General features: G+C 61.9%; 17 protein-coding genes. 2 read left to right on the forward strand and 15 right to left on the reverse strand.

From position 1 onward, the window contains the following. Positions 1-114: 114 nt before the first annotated feature. From FJ949_RS21260 to FJ949_RS21290, 7 genes are all read right to left on the reverse strand, one after another. The gene (locus tag FJ949_RS21260; protein ID WP_140498800.1) at positions 115-882 is read right to left on the reverse strand and encodes a DeoR/GlpR family DNA-binding transcription regulator; all 768 of its coding nucleotides are present in this window, start codon (positions 880-882) and stop codon (positions 115-117) included. A gap of 128 nt (positions 883-1010) precedes the next feature. Further along, a complete protein-coding gene (locus tag FJ949_RS21265) occupies positions 1011-2420 on the reverse strand; it encodes an aspartate aminotransferase family protein (protein ID WP_140498802.1) in 1410 nt (469 codons plus the stop codon). Positions 2421-2517: 97 nt separating this feature from the next. Beyond that, positions 2518-3249, reverse strand: a complete 732-nt coding sequence (locus FJ949_RS21270; RefSeq protein ID WP_140498804.1) for a peptidase — start codon at positions 3247-3249, stop codon at positions 2518-2520. Between the two features lie 133 nt (positions 3250-3382). After that, positions 3383-4177, reverse strand: coding sequence for a transglutaminase family protein (locus FJ949_RS21275; RefSeq protein WP_140498806.1), 795 nt, complete (start codon positions 4175-4177; stop codon positions 3383-3385). A 7-nt stretch (positions 4178-4184) separates the two neighbouring features. Further along, a complete protein-coding gene (locus tag FJ949_RS21280) occupies positions 4185-5126 on the reverse strand; it encodes an alpha-E domain-containing protein (RefSeq protein WP_140498807.1) in 942 nt (313 codons plus the stop codon). A gap of 160 nt (positions 5127-5286) precedes the next feature. Then, complete coding sequence (locus FJ949_RS21285; protein ID WP_181165357.1) at positions 5287-6699, reverse strand: circularly permuted type 2 ATP-grasp protein; 1413 nt, start codon at positions 6697-6699, stop codon at positions 5287-5289. A gap of 170 nt (positions 6700-6869) precedes the next feature. After that, positions 6870-7106 (reverse strand): Lrp/AsnC family transcriptional regulator, encoded by a 237-nt coding sequence (locus FJ949_RS21290; RefSeq protein WP_010909609.1) that lies wholly within the window; start codon positions 7104-7106, stop codon positions 6870-6872. A 264-nt stretch (positions 7107-7370) separates the two neighbouring features. Between FJ949_RS21290 and FJ949_RS21295 the strand changes: the two genes are divergently transcribed. Beyond that, positions 7371-7790, forward strand: a complete 420-nt coding sequence (locus FJ949_RS21295; RefSeq protein WP_140498811.1) for a DUF4864 domain-containing protein — start codon at positions 7371-7373, stop codon at positions 7788-7790. Positions 7791-7794: 4 nt separating this feature from the next. On the opposite strand, the gene tgt is transcribed toward FJ949_RS21295, so the two are convergent. The 7 genes from tgt to coaD form a co-directional block, all read right to left on the reverse strand. Next, entirely contained in the window at positions 7795-8925 is a 1131-nt protein-coding gene (gene tgt, locus FJ949_RS21300) for a tRNA guanosine(34) transglycosylase Tgt (protein WP_140498813.1), read from the reverse strand. After that, entirely contained in the window at positions 8918-9187 is a 270-nt protein-coding gene (locus FJ949_RS21305; RefSeq protein ID WP_140498815.1) for a hypothetical protein, read from the reverse strand. The genes tgt and FJ949_RS21305 overlap by 8 nt, the downstream gene beginning before the upstream one ends. Beyond that, a complete protein-coding gene (queA, locus tag FJ949_RS21310) occupies positions 9177-10265 on the reverse strand; it encodes a tRNA preQ1(34) S-adenosylmethionine ribosyltransferase-isomerase QueA (RefSeq protein ID WP_140498817.1) in 1089 nt (362 codons plus the stop codon). Before queA ends, FJ949_RS21305 begins: the two co-directional genes overlap by 11 nt. Then, positions 10265-10714, reverse strand: a complete 450-nt coding sequence (locus tag FJ949_RS21315; protein ID WP_140498819.1) for a DMT family transporter — start codon at positions 10712-10714, stop codon at positions 10265-10267. Before FJ949_RS21315 ends, queA begins: the two co-directional genes overlap by 1 nt. A gap of 12 nt (positions 10715-10726) precedes the next feature. Next, the gene (locus FJ949_RS21320; protein WP_140498821.1) at positions 10727-11239 is read right to left on the reverse strand and encodes a peptidylprolyl isomerase; all 513 of its coding nucleotides are present in this window, start codon (positions 11237-11239) and stop codon (positions 10727-10729) included. A 27-nt stretch (positions 11240-11266) separates the two neighbouring features. Next, the gene (locus FJ949_RS21325) at positions 11267-11761 is read right to left on the reverse strand and encodes a peptidylprolyl isomerase (protein WP_224518951.1); all 495 of its coding nucleotides are present in this window, start codon (positions 11759-11761) and stop codon (positions 11267-11269) included. Between the two features lie 110 nt (positions 11762-11871). Then, positions 11872-12372 (reverse strand): pantetheine-phosphate adenylyltransferase, encoded by a 501-nt coding sequence (gene coaD / locus FJ949_RS21330; RefSeq protein WP_140498825.1) that lies wholly within the window; start codon positions 12370-12372, stop codon positions 11872-11874. Positions 12373-12566: 194 nt separating this feature from the next. Between coaD and FJ949_RS21335 the strand changes: the two genes are divergently transcribed. Beyond that, positions 12567-12719, forward strand: a complete 153-nt coding sequence (locus tag FJ949_RS21335; protein WP_140498827.1) for a hypothetical protein — start codon at positions 12567-12569, stop codon at positions 12717-12719. 68 nt (positions 12720-12787) lie between these two features. On the opposite strand, the gene gyrA is transcribed toward FJ949_RS21335, so the two are convergent. After that, on the reverse strand, positions 12788-15586 hold the full coding sequence (gene gyrA / locus FJ949_RS21340) for a DNA gyrase subunit A (RefSeq protein ID WP_140498829.1): 2799 nt from the start codon (positions 15584-15586) through the stop codon (positions 12788-12790). Positions 15587-15717: the final 131 nt, after the last annotated feature.

Raw genomic sequence — 15717 nt, forward strand, 5'->3', positions numbered from 1 at the left:
AGCGATTTCGCATTGCACCATTTGGCTCTTTTGCGAAACCGTGGCGGAATTATTTCGAACTCATAACGAATGTCAAACGAAATATCACAAGCTCGTGAAAGCGCTGCAACGTCCTCAATCGAGCGAGGTTTCGATCAGTTGAACCTCGGCCTCCTGGCAGATATTGCGCACCGAGGGGATATCGCAGCGGTCGGTGATGAAGGTGTTGACCTGCGACAGATGGCCGATGCGAACCGGCGCCGTGCGCTCGAATTTGGTCCGGTCGGACACCAGGATGACGTGCCTGGCATTGGCGATAATGGCTTGCGCGACCTTGACCTCGCGGAAATCGAAATCGAGCAAGGCGCCGTCATGGTCGATTGCCGAGGCGCCGATGACGGCGTAGTCGACTTTGAACTGCCTGATGAAATCCACCGCCGCCTCGCCGACGACGCCGCCATCCGAGCCGCGAACCACCCCGCCCGCGATCACCACCTCGATCGAAGGATAGATGCGCATCCTGTTGGCAACATTGATGTTATTGGTGATGACCATGAGGCCGCTGTGATCCAGCAGCGCCTTGCTGACCGACTCCGTCGTGGTGCCGATATTGATGAACAACGAGGCATTGTCCGGGATCAGCCTGGCGGCCGCGCTGCCGATCGCCTCCTTCTCCTCGGCGGCGATCTTGCGCCTGGCTTCGTATTCCATGTTCTCGATGCCGGAAGGAAACAAGGCGCCGCCATGGATGCGCGACAGCAACCGCTGGTCGCAAAGATCGTTGAGGTCCTTGCGGATGGTCTGCGGCGTGACGTTGAAGTGGGTGGCCAGATCGTCGACCAGAACGCGGCCATGATCCTTTGCCATTTGGACGATTTCGGCATGGCGCGGCGACAGATACATCTGAAAACCTTCTGCTTTCGTTTTTCTTGACCATAGACGAAAACGAAAGCAATGAAAAGGCGTAAGCCGGCTAATGGAAACTACATGATAGCAAAGGCAAACTTCGTCGCAGTCCCGACTCAGCAGCCTCAGCTTAATCCGCGCGCGATTTCGGTGATGGCGGCAAAAGCCGAATCGACATCCGCCGCGGTCGCCTCGAACTGGCCGACCTGGAAGCGGATGGCGACGCGCCCGTTCACCCTGGTCTGTGTCAGGTAGATGCGTCCGTCATCATTGACCGCATTGACCAGCCGGAGATTGTGCTCGTCGGCATCGGCTCCCTCCGCCTTGTGCCGGAACGAAAACAGCGACAGCATCGGCTCGGTGACGATCTCGAAGTCCGGCTCGTCGGCCAGGCGCGCTGCCAGGCCTTCGCTCCAGGCGACGTGGTTGCGGATCATCGTGCGCAGGCCTTCCAGCCCGTGCGCGCGCAGCAGGAACCACAGTTTCAGCGCGCGGAAGCGGCGGCCAAGCGGCACCGACCATTCGGAATAGTTGATGATGCCGTCATGACCGTGCGTCTTCAGATAATCCGGCTTGATGGCGAGCGTCCTGACATGGCTTTCGGGGTCGCGCAGGAACTGGATCGAGCAGTCGAACTGCGCGCCCAGCCATTTATGCGGGTTGAAGACGATAGAATCCGCCTGCTCCACACCGGCCCAGAAATGCCGGTATTCCGGGCAGATCATCGCCGATCCCGCCCAGGCGGCATCCACGTGAAGATAGACCCCGTGGCGTTTGGCGATCGCGGCGACGCCGGCGATGTCGTCGGTGCCACCGGTGCTGGTGCCACCGACGCAGGCGATGATACCCGCGGGCAGCAAGCCTGCCTTCTTGTCGGCGACGATCGCCGCCTCGAGGGCCGCTATGTCCATGGCGCGAAAGCGGCCGGCGACCGGAATGCGCACGAGATTGTCCTCGCCGATGCCGGCCACCCAGATCGCCCGGTCGATCGAAGTATGCACCTGATCCGACGAATAGATGCGCAACCGCGCCTGCCCCGTCAGGCCCCTTTTGTTGCCTTGCCAGTCGAGCGCGCGTTCGCGCATCGTCAGCACCGCCGCCAGCGTCGCCGAGGAGGCAGAATCCTGGATGACGCCGGAAAAACCTTCCGGCAGGCCGAGCGCCTGGCGCATCCAATCGACAGTCCGAGTTTCGAGTTCTGTCGCCGCCGGCGAGGTCTGCCACAGCATGCACTGCGCGGCCATTGCCGAGACCAGATACTCAGCCACCACAGAAACTGGTGCCGCGTTGGCCGGAAAATAGGCGAAGAAGCGAGGATGCTGCCAATGCGTCATGCCCGGCACGATCTTCTCCTCGAAGTCGGCGAAGATCCTGTCCATCGGCTCCGCGTCTTCGGGCGGCGAGGCTTCTATGCTCCTGAATATGTCGCCGGACTCGATCCGCGGCCGTACCGGGCGCTGGCGCAGCGTTTCGCGGTAGTCGGCGCCCCAGTCAGCGGCCCGCCGCGACCATTGCCGGAAATCATCACTGTTCATCCTGTCCTCCCGACATGATCGCTTCACCGGCGCCCTTCGCCCGGTTTTCAAAACGACTGTTAAACATTTGCAACCACCGGAGAAATCCGGCGCGTCCTTATCCCGGGAAATCCGGCAGACTGGCAAACGCCGTCTTCAAGGCGCTCGACCATCCCTCGGAGATCGTGCGGTAGTACGGGTCGTCATGACCGATCCGTTTCTTCAACCCGACCTGGAAGGCATCCTTTTCCAGGAAAAGCAGATCCAGCGGCAGCCCGACCGACAGGTTCGACTTCAGCGTGGAATCGAACGATACCAGAAGCAGCTTCACGGTCTCCGCGAGACTCATCGACCGGTCATAAGCGCGAATGATGATCGGCTTGCCGTATTTGGTCTCGCCGATCTGGAAAAAGGGCGTGTCATCGGTCGATTCGATGAAATTGCCCTCGGGATAGATCATGAACAGGCGCGGTGCGCTGCCCTTTATCTGGCCGCCCAGGATGAAGGAGGCGTTGAAGTAGGAATCGGCCTTGTCGCCGGCGGGCGAGGAATGGGCGATGACGTCCTTGACGGTTTCGCCGACCAGCCGCACCGTCTGGTACATGGACGGCGTTTCGAGCACTGCCGCGTGCCGGTCGCCAACCGCCTTGGTGCGCTCGTCGAGCACGCTGATCACGGCTTGCGTCGTCGCCAGATTGCCGGCCGACATCAGCACGATGACGCGCTCACCGGGATCTTCCCAGACATGCATCTTCTTGAAGGTGGAGATCGAGTCCATGCCGGCATTGGTGCGCGTGTCCGACATGAACACGAGCCCGCGATCGATCTTGAGGCCGACGCAATAGGTCATGGTTTACTCTTCCGGCAGCGAACCGTAAAAACCGCGTCGCGTCGGAACGGATCCATGCGGCGCGCTCAGGTCCTTGTTTTCATGCATGTCGTCACCCAAACCAAGGTGGCGTTGGACGACCTGCATCGGGTGACTACTGCTCCACCGTGACGGTGACGGCAAGCCGCTCTTGCGCCTCTCCCAGCAGAATCCCCGAAACCGGCGACGCATCGCGATAGTCGCGCCCCGTCGCCACTCTCACATAGCGCTCATCAGGAGAGATACCGTTGGAGGGGTCGAAGGCAACCCAGCCGAGGCCCTGGACATGCGCTTCGGCCCAGGCATGGCTTGCCGCCTGCTCGATGGCCGCGTCCATCATCAGATAGCCGCTGACATAGCGTGCCGGGAAACCCATGGCGCGGGCGGTGGCGGCAAAGATATGGCTATGATCCTGGCAGACCCCGGTTTTCAGCGCGAGAGCCTCTTCAGCCGGGGTCGTCGCATTGGTGGTGCCCGGCGCATAGGCGACCCGCTCGGAGATGATAGCCATCAGACGGTGCAGTCTTTCGATATCGGTGCCCTTGCCGGCTGCCTCGGCGAGTGCGCGAATGCCATCGCCGATCATGGTCAAAGGCGTCTCCTGTGCGAACAGCCAGAGCGGCGCGAATCCCTGATGCGGCCCACAAACCCCCGATGTATCGCGCGTCACCACCTCGCCTGACGCCTCGACCGTAATGAAATCATGGTCACCCTCGACGCTCAACAATCGGGTGTCATTGCCGTAGTGGTCGGCAAATCGCACTTCCTCGCGCGCGCCTTCTACCTTCAGGGCCCAGGACAGCACGGTCTGCGTGCGCCCGCTCACCGGAAGCAGCCGCAGCCGCTGCAGCAGGTACTGCACCGGTGCGTCGTAACGGTATTCGGTCCGATGGGTGATCTTGAGCCGCATGGCCTCCTCAATAGAACCTGTAATCCTGCGCGATCTCGTCGCCGAGCCTGGTGTTGTCGCGAATGAAGCCGGCAAGGAATTCATGCAGGCCGGCGTCGAAAATATCCTTGATCGAGCCTGCCTGCAGCATGGCCTGGGTCTTTTCCGCCGTCGCATGGCAGGGATGGCGCCCGCCATAGTCGTCGCCGAGGAACTTCAGGTGCTCGGCCAGGAAGCGATAGCAGAAGGTCAGCGATCGCGGCATGCGCACATTGAGGATCAGATAGTCGGCGATGTTGGTCGGCTTGTAGTCGGCGTCGTAGACCCAGCGGTAGGAGCGGTGCGCCGATACCGAGCGCAGGATCGATTCCCACTGGTAATTGTCGAGCGTCGAGCCGACCCAGGAGATCGACGGCAAGAGCACGTAGTACTTCACGTCGAGGATGCGCGCCGTATTGTCGGCGCGCTCGACATAGGTGCCGAGCTGCGAGAAATCGAAGATCTCGTTGCGCAGCATGGTGCCGTAGAACGAGCCGCGGATCAGCGCCGTTTCGCGCTTGATCGCATCGAGCACGTTTGGCAGGTCACGCTCGTCGATCGGCCTTGCCAGCATGCGCTTCAGCGCCATCCAGGCCTCGTTGATGCTCTCCCAGGTCTCCCGCGTCAGCGCGGTACGCACCATGCGGGCATTGTTGCGTGCCGTCTCGATCGACGACATCGTGCTCGACGGGTTCGACGTGTCGCGCAACAGGAAGTCGGCTACATCGGCCGCCGTATAGTCCTGATACTTCTGCGTGTAGGCGACGTCGGAGCCGGCGCTGAGCAGCACCGAATTCCACTCTTCCGACGCGCTCTGCGTGCGCGTCAGCGCCATGCGCAGGCCCGCATCGACCAGACGCGCCATGTTTTCCGCCCGCTCGATATAGCGGTTCATCCAGTAGAGCCCGTTGGCGGTGCGGCCGAGAAGCATGGAGTGGCCCTTCGGGCTAGTGAGCAGGGAATAGTGAGTAGCGAGTAGGGAATGTTCGAATTTCGATTGGATACGGCATCGTTCTGTCCCCTCTGATACCAACTACTGCCTACTGCCTACTGCCTACTGACTACTGACTACTGACTACTGACTACTCATCTCAATCATCCAGCACCCAGGTATCCTTCGTGCCGCCGCCTTGCGAGGAATTGACCACCAGAGAGCCCTCCTTAAGCGCGACGCGCGTGAGCCCGCCCGGCACGATCTGGATGCGGTCGGAGACCAGCACATAGGGTCTCAGATCGACATGGCGCGGCGACAGGCCCTTTTCGGTCAGGATCGGACAGGTCGAGAGCGCCAACGTCGGCTGGGCGATGTAATTGGACGGCTTGGCCTGCAGCTTCTTGGCGAAATCCTGGCATTCGTTCTTGGTCGCCGCCGGTCCGACCAGCATGCCATAGCCGCCTGAACCGTGCACTTCCTTGATCACCAGCTCATCGATGTGTTCGAGTACATATTTCAGGCTGTCCGGCTCCGAACAGCGCCAGGTCGGAATATTGCCGAGGATCGCCTTGCGGCCGGTGTAGAATTCGACGATCTCGGGCATGTAGGAATAGATCGCCTTGTCGTCGGCGATACCGGTTCCCGGCGCATTGGCGATCGTGATGTTGCCGGCCCGGTAGACATCCATGATGCCAGGCACGCCGAGCGCGGAGTCCGGCCGGAAAGTCAGCGGATCGAGGAAGGCATCGTCCACCCGGCGATAGAGCACGTCGATCTGCTTGTAGCCTTCGGTCGTGCGCATCGCGACATGACCGTCCACCACGCGCAAATCCTGCCCCTCGACCAGTTGCACCCCCATCTGATCGGCCAGGAAGGCATGTTCGAAATAGGCGGAGTTGTAGCTGCCGGGCGTCAGCACGGCGATGGTCGGCGTGCCCTTGGCGTTCTGCGGCCGCACCGCCGCCAGCGACTGGCGCAAAAGCTGCGGATAGTTCTCCACCGGCCGCACCTTGATTTGTTGGAACAACTCGGGGAAGAGCTGCATCATCGTCTCGCGGTTTTCCAGCATGTAGGAAACGCCCGATGGGGTGCGCGCATTGTCCTCCAGCACGTAGAACTCGTTTTCGCTGATGCGCACGATGTCGACGCCGATGATGTGGGTGTAGACGCCGGCGGGTGGCCTGACCCCGATCATCTCGGGCAGGAAGGCTTCGTTCCTGGCGATCAGGTCGCGGGGAACGCGTCCGGCCCGCAGGATTTCCTGGCGGTGATAGATGTCGTCGAGAAAGGCGTTCAGTGCCTGCACGCGCTGCTCGATGCCTTGCGTGAGGCGGCGCCACTCATTGCCAGAAATGATGCGCGGAACGATGTCGAAGGGGATAAGCCGCTCGGAGGCTTCCTGCTCGCCATAGACGGCGAAGGTGATGCCGGTTTTGCGGAAGACGCGTTCGGCGTCCTGCATTTTCTCGGTAAGCCTGGCCGGGTCCTGCTCTTTCAGCCAGCGATCGTAAGCCGAATACGGTCTTCTAAGTCCGGAGACCTCCGGAAGCATTTCATCGAACGCTGCCAATCGCATACTCCCCTGTGACGCCATTTCACTGGCGCCGCTGGAGAAAATCAAGCGTAATCGGTGATTTGAGGGATGCGGACGATCAGTATGTCGCCCCTGCCTAAAATTGAGGCAGCTGAAATATGAGCTTGGTCAGCCTTTGCCTCATGCTCGGGCAATGGGCTCCGACGCTAGAAGGCGCGAAAGGTGACGACGGTGAACGTGTCCTTGATGCCGGGGAGAATCTGCACCTTCTCGTTGACGAAGTGGCCGACATCCTCCTCGTCGTCGACATAGAACTTGGCGAGCAGATCGTAATTGCCGGCAGTGGAGTAGATTTCCGAGGCGATCTCGGCGTCGGCGAGCGCGCTGGCAACCTCATACGACTTGCCCAGTTCGCATTTGATCTGCACGAAAAACGCCTTCATGGCTCCGCCCTGCTAAACGTCCAATCCAAGCGGCCCTTCTGGCAGACTGGAGGCGGGCTTTCAAGCGCTGGAACGGTACTTAGCCGGTTCGGGCGTTGGCCACGCCTCCCGCAATTCCGCCAAGGCTGCCTGGACTTCGTCGCGCGACAACACTGAATATTCGCCGCCGGTGAAACCCTGAAGCGCCACCAAACGTATGTTAGGATGCCTGCACGGGCAGGATTTTTCGAAAGGCAAGTTCTCGAAAGACAAGGGAAACAGGCTATGCGCCGCACGCTTTTCGCATTCGCATTCCTTCCTCTCCTCCTGCCCTTGTCGGCGTTTGCCGGCGAGGCCGAGATCAAGGCGGCGCAAGCGGCCATTGACGGCCAGCTGAGAGCGTTCCTGGCCGATGACGGCGTCACGGCCTACAGCTTCGCCGCACCGAACGTGAAGCGGATCTTCCCGACCGTCGACACCTTCATGAACATGGTGACCAACGGCTACGCGCCGGTGCGCAACCCACGGAGCTACTCGTTCGGCAAGGTCGAGGAGACGGGTCCGACCTCGATCATCCAGCAGGTGCTGATCGTCGGCCCTGACGGCAAGGACTATGAAGCTGTCTACACGTTGGAGCGACAGCCCGACGGCACGTTCCAAATCACCGGCTGCAGCCTGCGCGCGTCGAATTCGCTGAGCACCTGAACCGTCACAGCGCCGGGATATCGCCCCTCGCCCAGCCCCCGGTAATTTCGGCAGCGCGTGCCTCGAAAGTGCCGGTCTCTATCGCGGCGCGTATGTCCTGCATCAGCTTCTGATAATAGGACAGATTGTTCCAGGTCAGAAGCATCGCACCGAGCGCCTCTTGCGAGCGCACGAGATGGTGCAGATAGGCGCGGGAATAATCGCGTGCCGCCGGGCAGTCGCTTTCCTCATCGAGGGGTCGTGGATCGTCGGCATGGCGGGCGTTGCGCAGATTGACCTTGCCGCGCCTTGTATAGGCAAGCCCATGCCGGCCGGCCCGCGTCGGCATCACGCAGTCGAACATGTCGATGCCGCGCGCCACCGATTTCAAGATGTCGTCCGGCGTGCCGACCCCCATGAGATAGCGGGGTTTGTCATCAGGCAGTTCCGGGCAGGTGATGTCGAGCATGTCGAGCATGACCGCCTGCGGTTCACCGACGGCAAGGCCGCCGACCGCATAGCCTTTCAGATCCATCGCGCTCAGCGCTTGCGCAGAACGCACGCGCAAATCCGCATTGTCGCCGCCTTGCACGATGCCGAACATCGCCTTGCCCGGCTGGTCGCCGAACGCCGTCTTGCAGCGCTCAGCCCATCGCAGCGACAATTCCATGGCGCGCTCGATCTCCTTGAGCGCGGCCGGTAGCGCCGTGCATTCGTCGAGTTGCATCTGGATGTCTGAATCGAGCAGGCCCTGGATCTCGATCGAACGTTCCGGCGACATTTCGTATGCAGCGCCATCGATATGGGAGCGAAATGTGACGCCCTTCTCGGTCAATTTCCGAAGCTTCGACAACGACATGACCTGGAAGCCACCGCTGTCGGTCAGGATCGGATGCGGCCAGCGGGCGAATTCGTGCAGGCCGCCAAGCTTCGCCACGCGTTCGGCGCCGGGCCGCAGCATCAAATGGTAGGTATTGCCCAGGATGATATCGGCGCCGACGCCGCGCACCTGATCCATGTACATCGTCTTGACCGTGCCGCCGGTGCCGACCGGCATGAAGGCAGGCGTGCGGATTTCGCCGCGCGGCATGCTGATCAAGCCGCGCCGCGCCTTGCCTTCGGTCGCCAGCACCTTGAAGGTGAACGTCTCAGCCATTGAATTCCTTGTCGTGTGCCGGTGCGCCCGGAGCCTGTTCGTCCAGCGACTGGCGATAGTGGATGCAGCCGCGCATGAATTTTGGCCAGGGCGGCACGGCGATTGCCGGATCGATCTTCTCGGGCAGCAGGTCCCACAAATCGGGATGATGCCAGCAAAGATCGTGCCCCGATGCATCGCGATGCTGGCGAATGCCGGCGCGCAATTTTTTGACTTCGGCGATCAAACTGCTCCGGTCCAGCCTGTCGAGGTCATCGTCCATCGCTCATCTCCGCTCGATACAGCAGGCTTGCATCTCCGTAGGAGTAAAATCTGTAATCGTGCTCAATGGCGTGTGCATAGGCGGCGCGCATCGTATCGAGGCCGCTGAAGGCCGAAACCAGCATGAACAGCGTCGAACGCGGCAGATGGAAATTGGTCATCAGCATGTCGGCGGTGCGAAAACGGTAGCCGGGCGTGATAAAGATGTCGGTCGGGCCGGACCATGCAGCCAGCACGCCATCCTCTCGCGCGGCGCTTTCCAGCAGGCGCAGCGAGGTCGTACCGACGGCAATGACGCGCCCGCCCCTCGCCTTTGCCGCATTCAACGCGTCGGCTGTTGCCTCGCTGACTGAGCCGATCTCCGCATGCATCTTGTGGTCGGCGGTGTCGTCCACCTTCACTGGCAGGAACGTGCCGGCGCCGACATGGAGCGTGACGAAGCGGCGTTCGATCCCCTTTGCGTCGAGTGCGGCAAACAGCTCCGGCGTGAAATGCAGACCGGCCGTCGGCGCCGCTACGGCACCTTCCTCCCGGGCATAGATGGTCTGATAATCGGCCCGATCGCGCTCGTCGTCATCCCGCTTCGAGGCGATGTAGGGCGGCAGTGGGATGTGGCCGACCGCATGCAGCGCCTCATCGAGGAAAGGGCCCGACAGGTCGAAGCCGAGCAGCGCCTCGCCCGCCTCGCCCTTTTCGATCACCGTGGCGTCAAGCTGGCCGAGGAAGCAGGAATTGCCGTCATGGCCGAAATGGATGCGGTCGCCGACGGCAACGCGCTTGCCCGGCCGCATGAAGGCCAGCCAACGGTCCGGCGCCATCCGCATGTGCAATGTGGCTTCGACCTGCGCCGCCGCCTCGCCGCGCCGCCTGATACCTTTGAGTTGCGCCGGGATAACCTTGGTGTCGTTGAAGACCAGCACGTCGCCGGCCTGGAGCAGGGAAGGCAGGTCGCTGACCGCCCGGTTCGAAACCCCCTCGCCGGGCCTGACCACCAGCATCTTTGCGCTGTCGCGCGGCTCTGCCGGGCGCAGCGCGATACGCTCTTCCGGCAGGTCGAAATCGAACAGATCGACACGCATCAGAAGAGCCTGATAAGCAGCGCCCCGGCCAGAAGCAGCACCGCGCCGGTCACGCGGCCGAGCGAGATTTCGCGAACCGCGACGCCGAGGAACCCGACGCGGTCGATCAGCATGCCGGCCAGCAACTGGCCCGCCACCAGGAACGCCATCAGGGCGGCGGCGCCTATGCGCGGCGTCAGGATGGTGGACAGCGTGACGTAGAAGCCGCCCAGCATGCCGCCGGCGATGAACAGCCAGGGCGCGGGCGCCTTCCAGTCGAGCGAGATGCCTTGCAGCCTCACCACCGCGACGGCAATGATGCCGAGCACGATGGCGCCCGACAGGAACGAAAACGCAGCCGCCGCGACCGGGAGCCCCAGGCCGCGCGCCAACTGCGAATTGATCGGCGCCTGAATGGCAATGAAGGCGCCGGACAGGATGCCGAGAAGCGACCAGACGACGCCCATCATTGTCCTGTCGCCTTACTTGACGTCGGCCGCGACCTTCAGCGACACGATCTTATCGGGATCCTGCACCGGCTCGCCGCGCTTGATCTTGTCGACATTGTCCATGCCTTCGATGACCTGGCCCCAGACCGTGTACTGGCGATTGAGGAAGGCTGCATCGTCGAAGCAGATGAAGAACTGCGAATTGGCGGAGTTCGGATTCTGCGAGCGCGCCATCGAGCAGGTGCCGCGGCTGTGGTTGGCATTGGAGAATTCGGCCTTGAGATCCGGCTTGTCGGAACCGCCCATGCCAGCGCGGGAAGGCGCGAAAGAGGGCTTGCTCGAATTGCCGAACTTGACGTCGCCGGTCTGCGCCATGAAGCCCTCGATGACGCGGTGGAAGACCACGCCGTCATAAGCGCCTTCGCGGGCCAGTTCCTTGATGCGGGCGACATGGCCGGGCGCCAGGTCGGGAAGCATTTCGATGACGACCTTGCCCTTGGTCGTTTCCATGATGAGCGCGTTTTCGCGATCCTTGATGTCGGCCATGTCTGATATCCTTTTCAAAAAACAGAACTATTTGTCGGCGGCGATGCGCACCTTGATCATCCGGTCGGGATCGGTGACCGTGCCGTTGTCGGCCTCGTCGCCCTTCTTGATGTGGTCCACGAGTTCCATGCCGCTGACGACATTGCCCACGATGGTGTACTGGCCGTCGAGCGGCGGCGCCGGCGCGAACATGATAAAGAACTGCGAGTTTGCCGAGTTCGGATCCTGCGAGCGTGCCATGCCGACCACGCCGCGCTTGTAGTGCTCGGTCTGCGAGAATTCCGCCGGCAGGTCCGGCAGGTCGGAGCCGCCGGTACCGACAGCCTGGGCGTTGAAGCCCTTGTTCATGTTGCCGAATTTGACGTCGCCTGTCTGCGCCATGAAGCCGTCGATGACGCGGTGGAAGGCGACGTTGTCATAGGCATGCTCACGCACCAGCTTCTTGATCTGCGCGACATGCTTGGGCGCGAGATCGGGACGCAGCGCAATGGTTACATCGCCGTCCTTCAACGTTATGATCATGGTGTTTTCCGGGTCGGCGGCATAGGCTGAGACCGATGCGGTCACGAGACCGGCAAGCACGACGAGGAACGAGGCGAGCTTTTTCAGCTGCATGGTCTTCTCCGAGAAACCTATTTTGCGAATTTAGCGGTGAGCGCACCGGCGACCGCGGCCGGCACGAAGGGGCGGATGTCGCCGCCCATCGAGGCAATCTGGCGGACAAGTGTGGCGGTAATGGTTCTAACCGAGGGGCTGGCGGGCAGAAAAACCGTTTGCAGCTCAGGCGCCATCGTTTCGTTCATGCCGGCCATCTGCATCTCGTAGTCGAGATCGGTGCCGTCGCGCAGGCCGCGGATCATGATCGAGGCTCCCTGTTTCCTGGCCGCATCGATGACCAGCCCGTCGAAGGCGACCACCTTGATGCGTGTGCCGTCGCGGCCGAATTCGGCCTTGGTCGCGGCCTCGATGAGTTCGACCCGCTCCTCGAAGGAAAACAGCGGCTTCTTGCCGGGATGGATACCGATCGCCGCATAGACGATGTCCGCCACGGCCAGCGACGCCTTCAGCACGTCGAGATGGCCGTTGGTCAACGGGTCGAAGGAGCCGGCATAAAGGGCGATGCGCTCTGTCATGCCGGTGCTTCTAACGGGCGCGCGGACGGAAGGCAAATCTCATTGATGCGATCCCCTTGAACCTTTTTGCAGGGATGAACGACAGATGAATGCGCCGATCACGAACGCTTCACGCAGCGTTCACTACCTTGCCCCTTTAAGAAGATGAAACCAAAGTCCCATGTAAGCGTTGTAGAGCGCAGGAGAACACGCACATGCTGATCTACATGCTCGCCACTGCAATGACCGTCGCCATGCTGATTGCCACTGTATTCGGGCTGCATCAGGAGGCCCAGCGCGTCCGCATCAAGACCAACGCCAAACGCTTCGAAGGGTTCGGCCCCCGCAAGCCTCACCGTCACTATTGAATTAGCCTGAATTTGTTGCGACGCGCCGGCCGATTGGCCGGCGTTGCCATGTCTGGGCCAAGCCAGACTTATTGCGCATCATCCGGGCCGGCATCCGCCGCTGGATCGATCTCGGCACCAACCTCGACGATTTCTTCCTCGTCCGATTGCGGCTCGGAAATGCGCTCGACCGAAACCACCTTCTCGCCTTCAGCCGTGTTGAAAATGGTCACGCCCTTGGTGGCACGGCTGGCGAAGCGGATGCCGTTGACCGGCACCCGGATAACGGTACCGCCGTCGGACACCAGCATGATCTGGTCGTCATTGCCGACCGGGAAGGTTGCCACCAGCCTGCCGATCTCGGCCGTCTTCGACACGTCGGTGGCCCGAATGCCCTTGCCGCCGCGTCCGGTCAGACGGAAATCATAGGACGATGAGCGCTTGCCGTAGCCGTATTCCGTCACCGTCAGCACGAACTGCTCATGCGCCTTGAGGAACTCATAGCGCTCGTCCGACAGCTCCGCCTCCTCGCCGACCTCTTCGTTGGTCAACGCGATCTCTTCCTCCTCACCTGCCGGGATGCCGGCGGCCAGGCGCCGTTCGGCCACCACGCGCTTCAGATAGGCGGCGCGTTCGGCCGGCGGCGCATCGACATGCTCGATGACAGCCATCGAAATGACGCGATCGGTTTCGGCCATGGCGATGCCGCGCACGCCGACCGAGTTGCGGCTCTGGAAGACGCGCACATCGCCGACGGAAAAGCGGATGCACTGGCCGGAGCTGGCGGTCAGAAGCACGTCGTCATTGTCGGTGCAGGTCTCGACGCCGAGGATCTCGTCGCCCTCCTCCTCCAGCTTCATGGCGATCTTGCCATTACGGTTGACTTGGACGAAGTCAGAGAGCTTGTTGCGGCGCACCGTGCCGCGCGTGGTGGCGAACATCACGTCGAGCTCGCCCCAGCTCGTCTCATCTTCCGGCAACGGCATGATTGTGGTGATGCGCTCGCCCTGCTCCAGCGGCAGCATGTTGATCAGCGCCTTGCCGCGTGACTGCGGATTGCCGATCGGCAGGCGCCAGACCTTCTCCTTGTAGACGATGCCGCGCGAGGAGAAGAACAGCACCGGCGTGTGCGTATTGGCCACGAACAGGCGGGTGACGAAATCCTCTTCCTTGGTCGACATGCCCGAGCGACCCTTGCCGCCGCGGCGTTGCGCCCGGTAGAGCGACAACGGCACGCGCTTGATGTAGCCGGAATGGCTCACCGTCACGACCATGTCTTCGCGCTGGATCAGGTCCTCGTCTTCCATGTCCGCGCCGCCTTCGCTCAGCTCGGTGCGGCGCGGCGTGCCGAATTCGTCACGCACGGCCGCGAGCTCGTCCTTGACGATCTGCTGGACGCGGGCGCGGGACGACAGGATATCGAGATAATCGACGATCTCGGCGCCGATCGTGTTCAACTCGTCGGCGATTTCGTCGCGGCCGAGTGCCGTCAGGCGCTGCAGGCGCAACTCCAGGATCGCGCGCGCCTGTTCCTCGGACAGATTGTAGGTGCCGTCCTCGTTGATGCGGTGGCGCGGGTCGTCGATCAGGAGGATCAGCGATTCGACGTCGCCGGACGGCCAGCGCCGCTCCATCAACTGCTCGCGCGCGGTCTGCGGGTCCGGCGCGGTGCGGATCAGTTTTATCACTTCATCGATGTTGGCGACTGCGATTGCGAGGCCGACCAGCACGTGGGCCCGGTCGCGCGCCTTGCGCAGCAGGAACTTCGTGCGTCGGGTGACCACCTCCTCGCGGAAGGACACGAATGCTCTCAGCATGTCGGTCAGCGTCAGCAGTTCGGGCTTGCCGCCATTGAGCGCCACCATGTTGGCGCCGAAAGAGGTTTGCAGCGGCGTGAAGCGATAGAGCTGGTTGAGGATGACGTCGGCCACGGCGTCGCGCTTCAGCTCGACGACGACTCTATAGCCCTGGCGGTCGCTCTCGTCGCGAATGTCGGAAATGCCCTCGATGCGCTTGTCGCGCACCAGTTCGGCCATCTTCTCGATCATCGACGACTTGTTCACCTGGTAGGGAACTTCGGTGATGATGATCGATTCGCGGTCATTGCCGCGGGCCTCGATGTTGACCTTACCGCGCATGACGATGGAGCCGCGGCCGGTCGAATAGGCGCTGTAGATGCCGGAGCGGCCGAGCACGATGCCGCCGGTCGGGAAATCCGGCCCCGGAATGATTTCCATCAGCGCCGGCAGGTCGATGGCCGGATTGTCGATGATCGCGATCGCGGCGTTGCAGACTTCGCCCAGATTGTGCGGCGGGATGTTGGTGGCCATGCCGACGGCGATGCCGCCCGAGCCATTGACCAGCAGATTGGGAAAGCGCGCCGGCAGGACCTTCGGCTCGCTGCCGGAAGCATCGTAAGTGTCCTGGAAATCGACCGTATCCTTGTCGATATCCTCCAGCAGTTCATGCGCGACCTTGGTCAGCCGCGACTCGGTGTAGCGCATGGCCGCCGGCGGATCGCCGTCGATCGAGCCGAAATTGCCTTGCCCGTCGATGAGCGGCACGCGCAGCGACCAGTCCTGCGCCATGCGCACCAGGGCGTCATAGATAGAGGCGTCGCCATGCGGATGGTATTTACCCATCACGTCGGCGACCGGGCGCGCCGACTTCACATATTTGCGGTTCCAGTGATAGCCGCTCTCATGCGCGGCGAAGAGAATGCGGCGATGCACCGGCTTCAGCCCGTCGCGCACGTCGGGCAGCGCGCGGCTGACGATCACGCTCATGGCGTAATCGAGATAGGAGCGCTGCATCTCCTCGATAATCGAAATCGGCTCGATGCCGGTGGGGCCGCCGTCGGCGCCGCGCGGTGTTTTTTGGTCGGTCAAATCGGATCACAATCTAAACAGGAATCACTTGCCGTATATATAGGAAGCGCGGCCGAAACTCCAATGTCGATGGCACTTTTCCAGTGTCGATTTTGGCGGTGATTTCAAAAGGATACCGGTGATTGCGACGA

Origin of the sequence: Mesorhizobium sp. B2-4-1 (genome assembly GCF_006442185.1) — a bacterium.
Classification (GTDB): domain Bacteria; phylum Pseudomonadota; class Alphaproteobacteria; order Rhizobiales; family Rhizobiaceae; genus Mesorhizobium.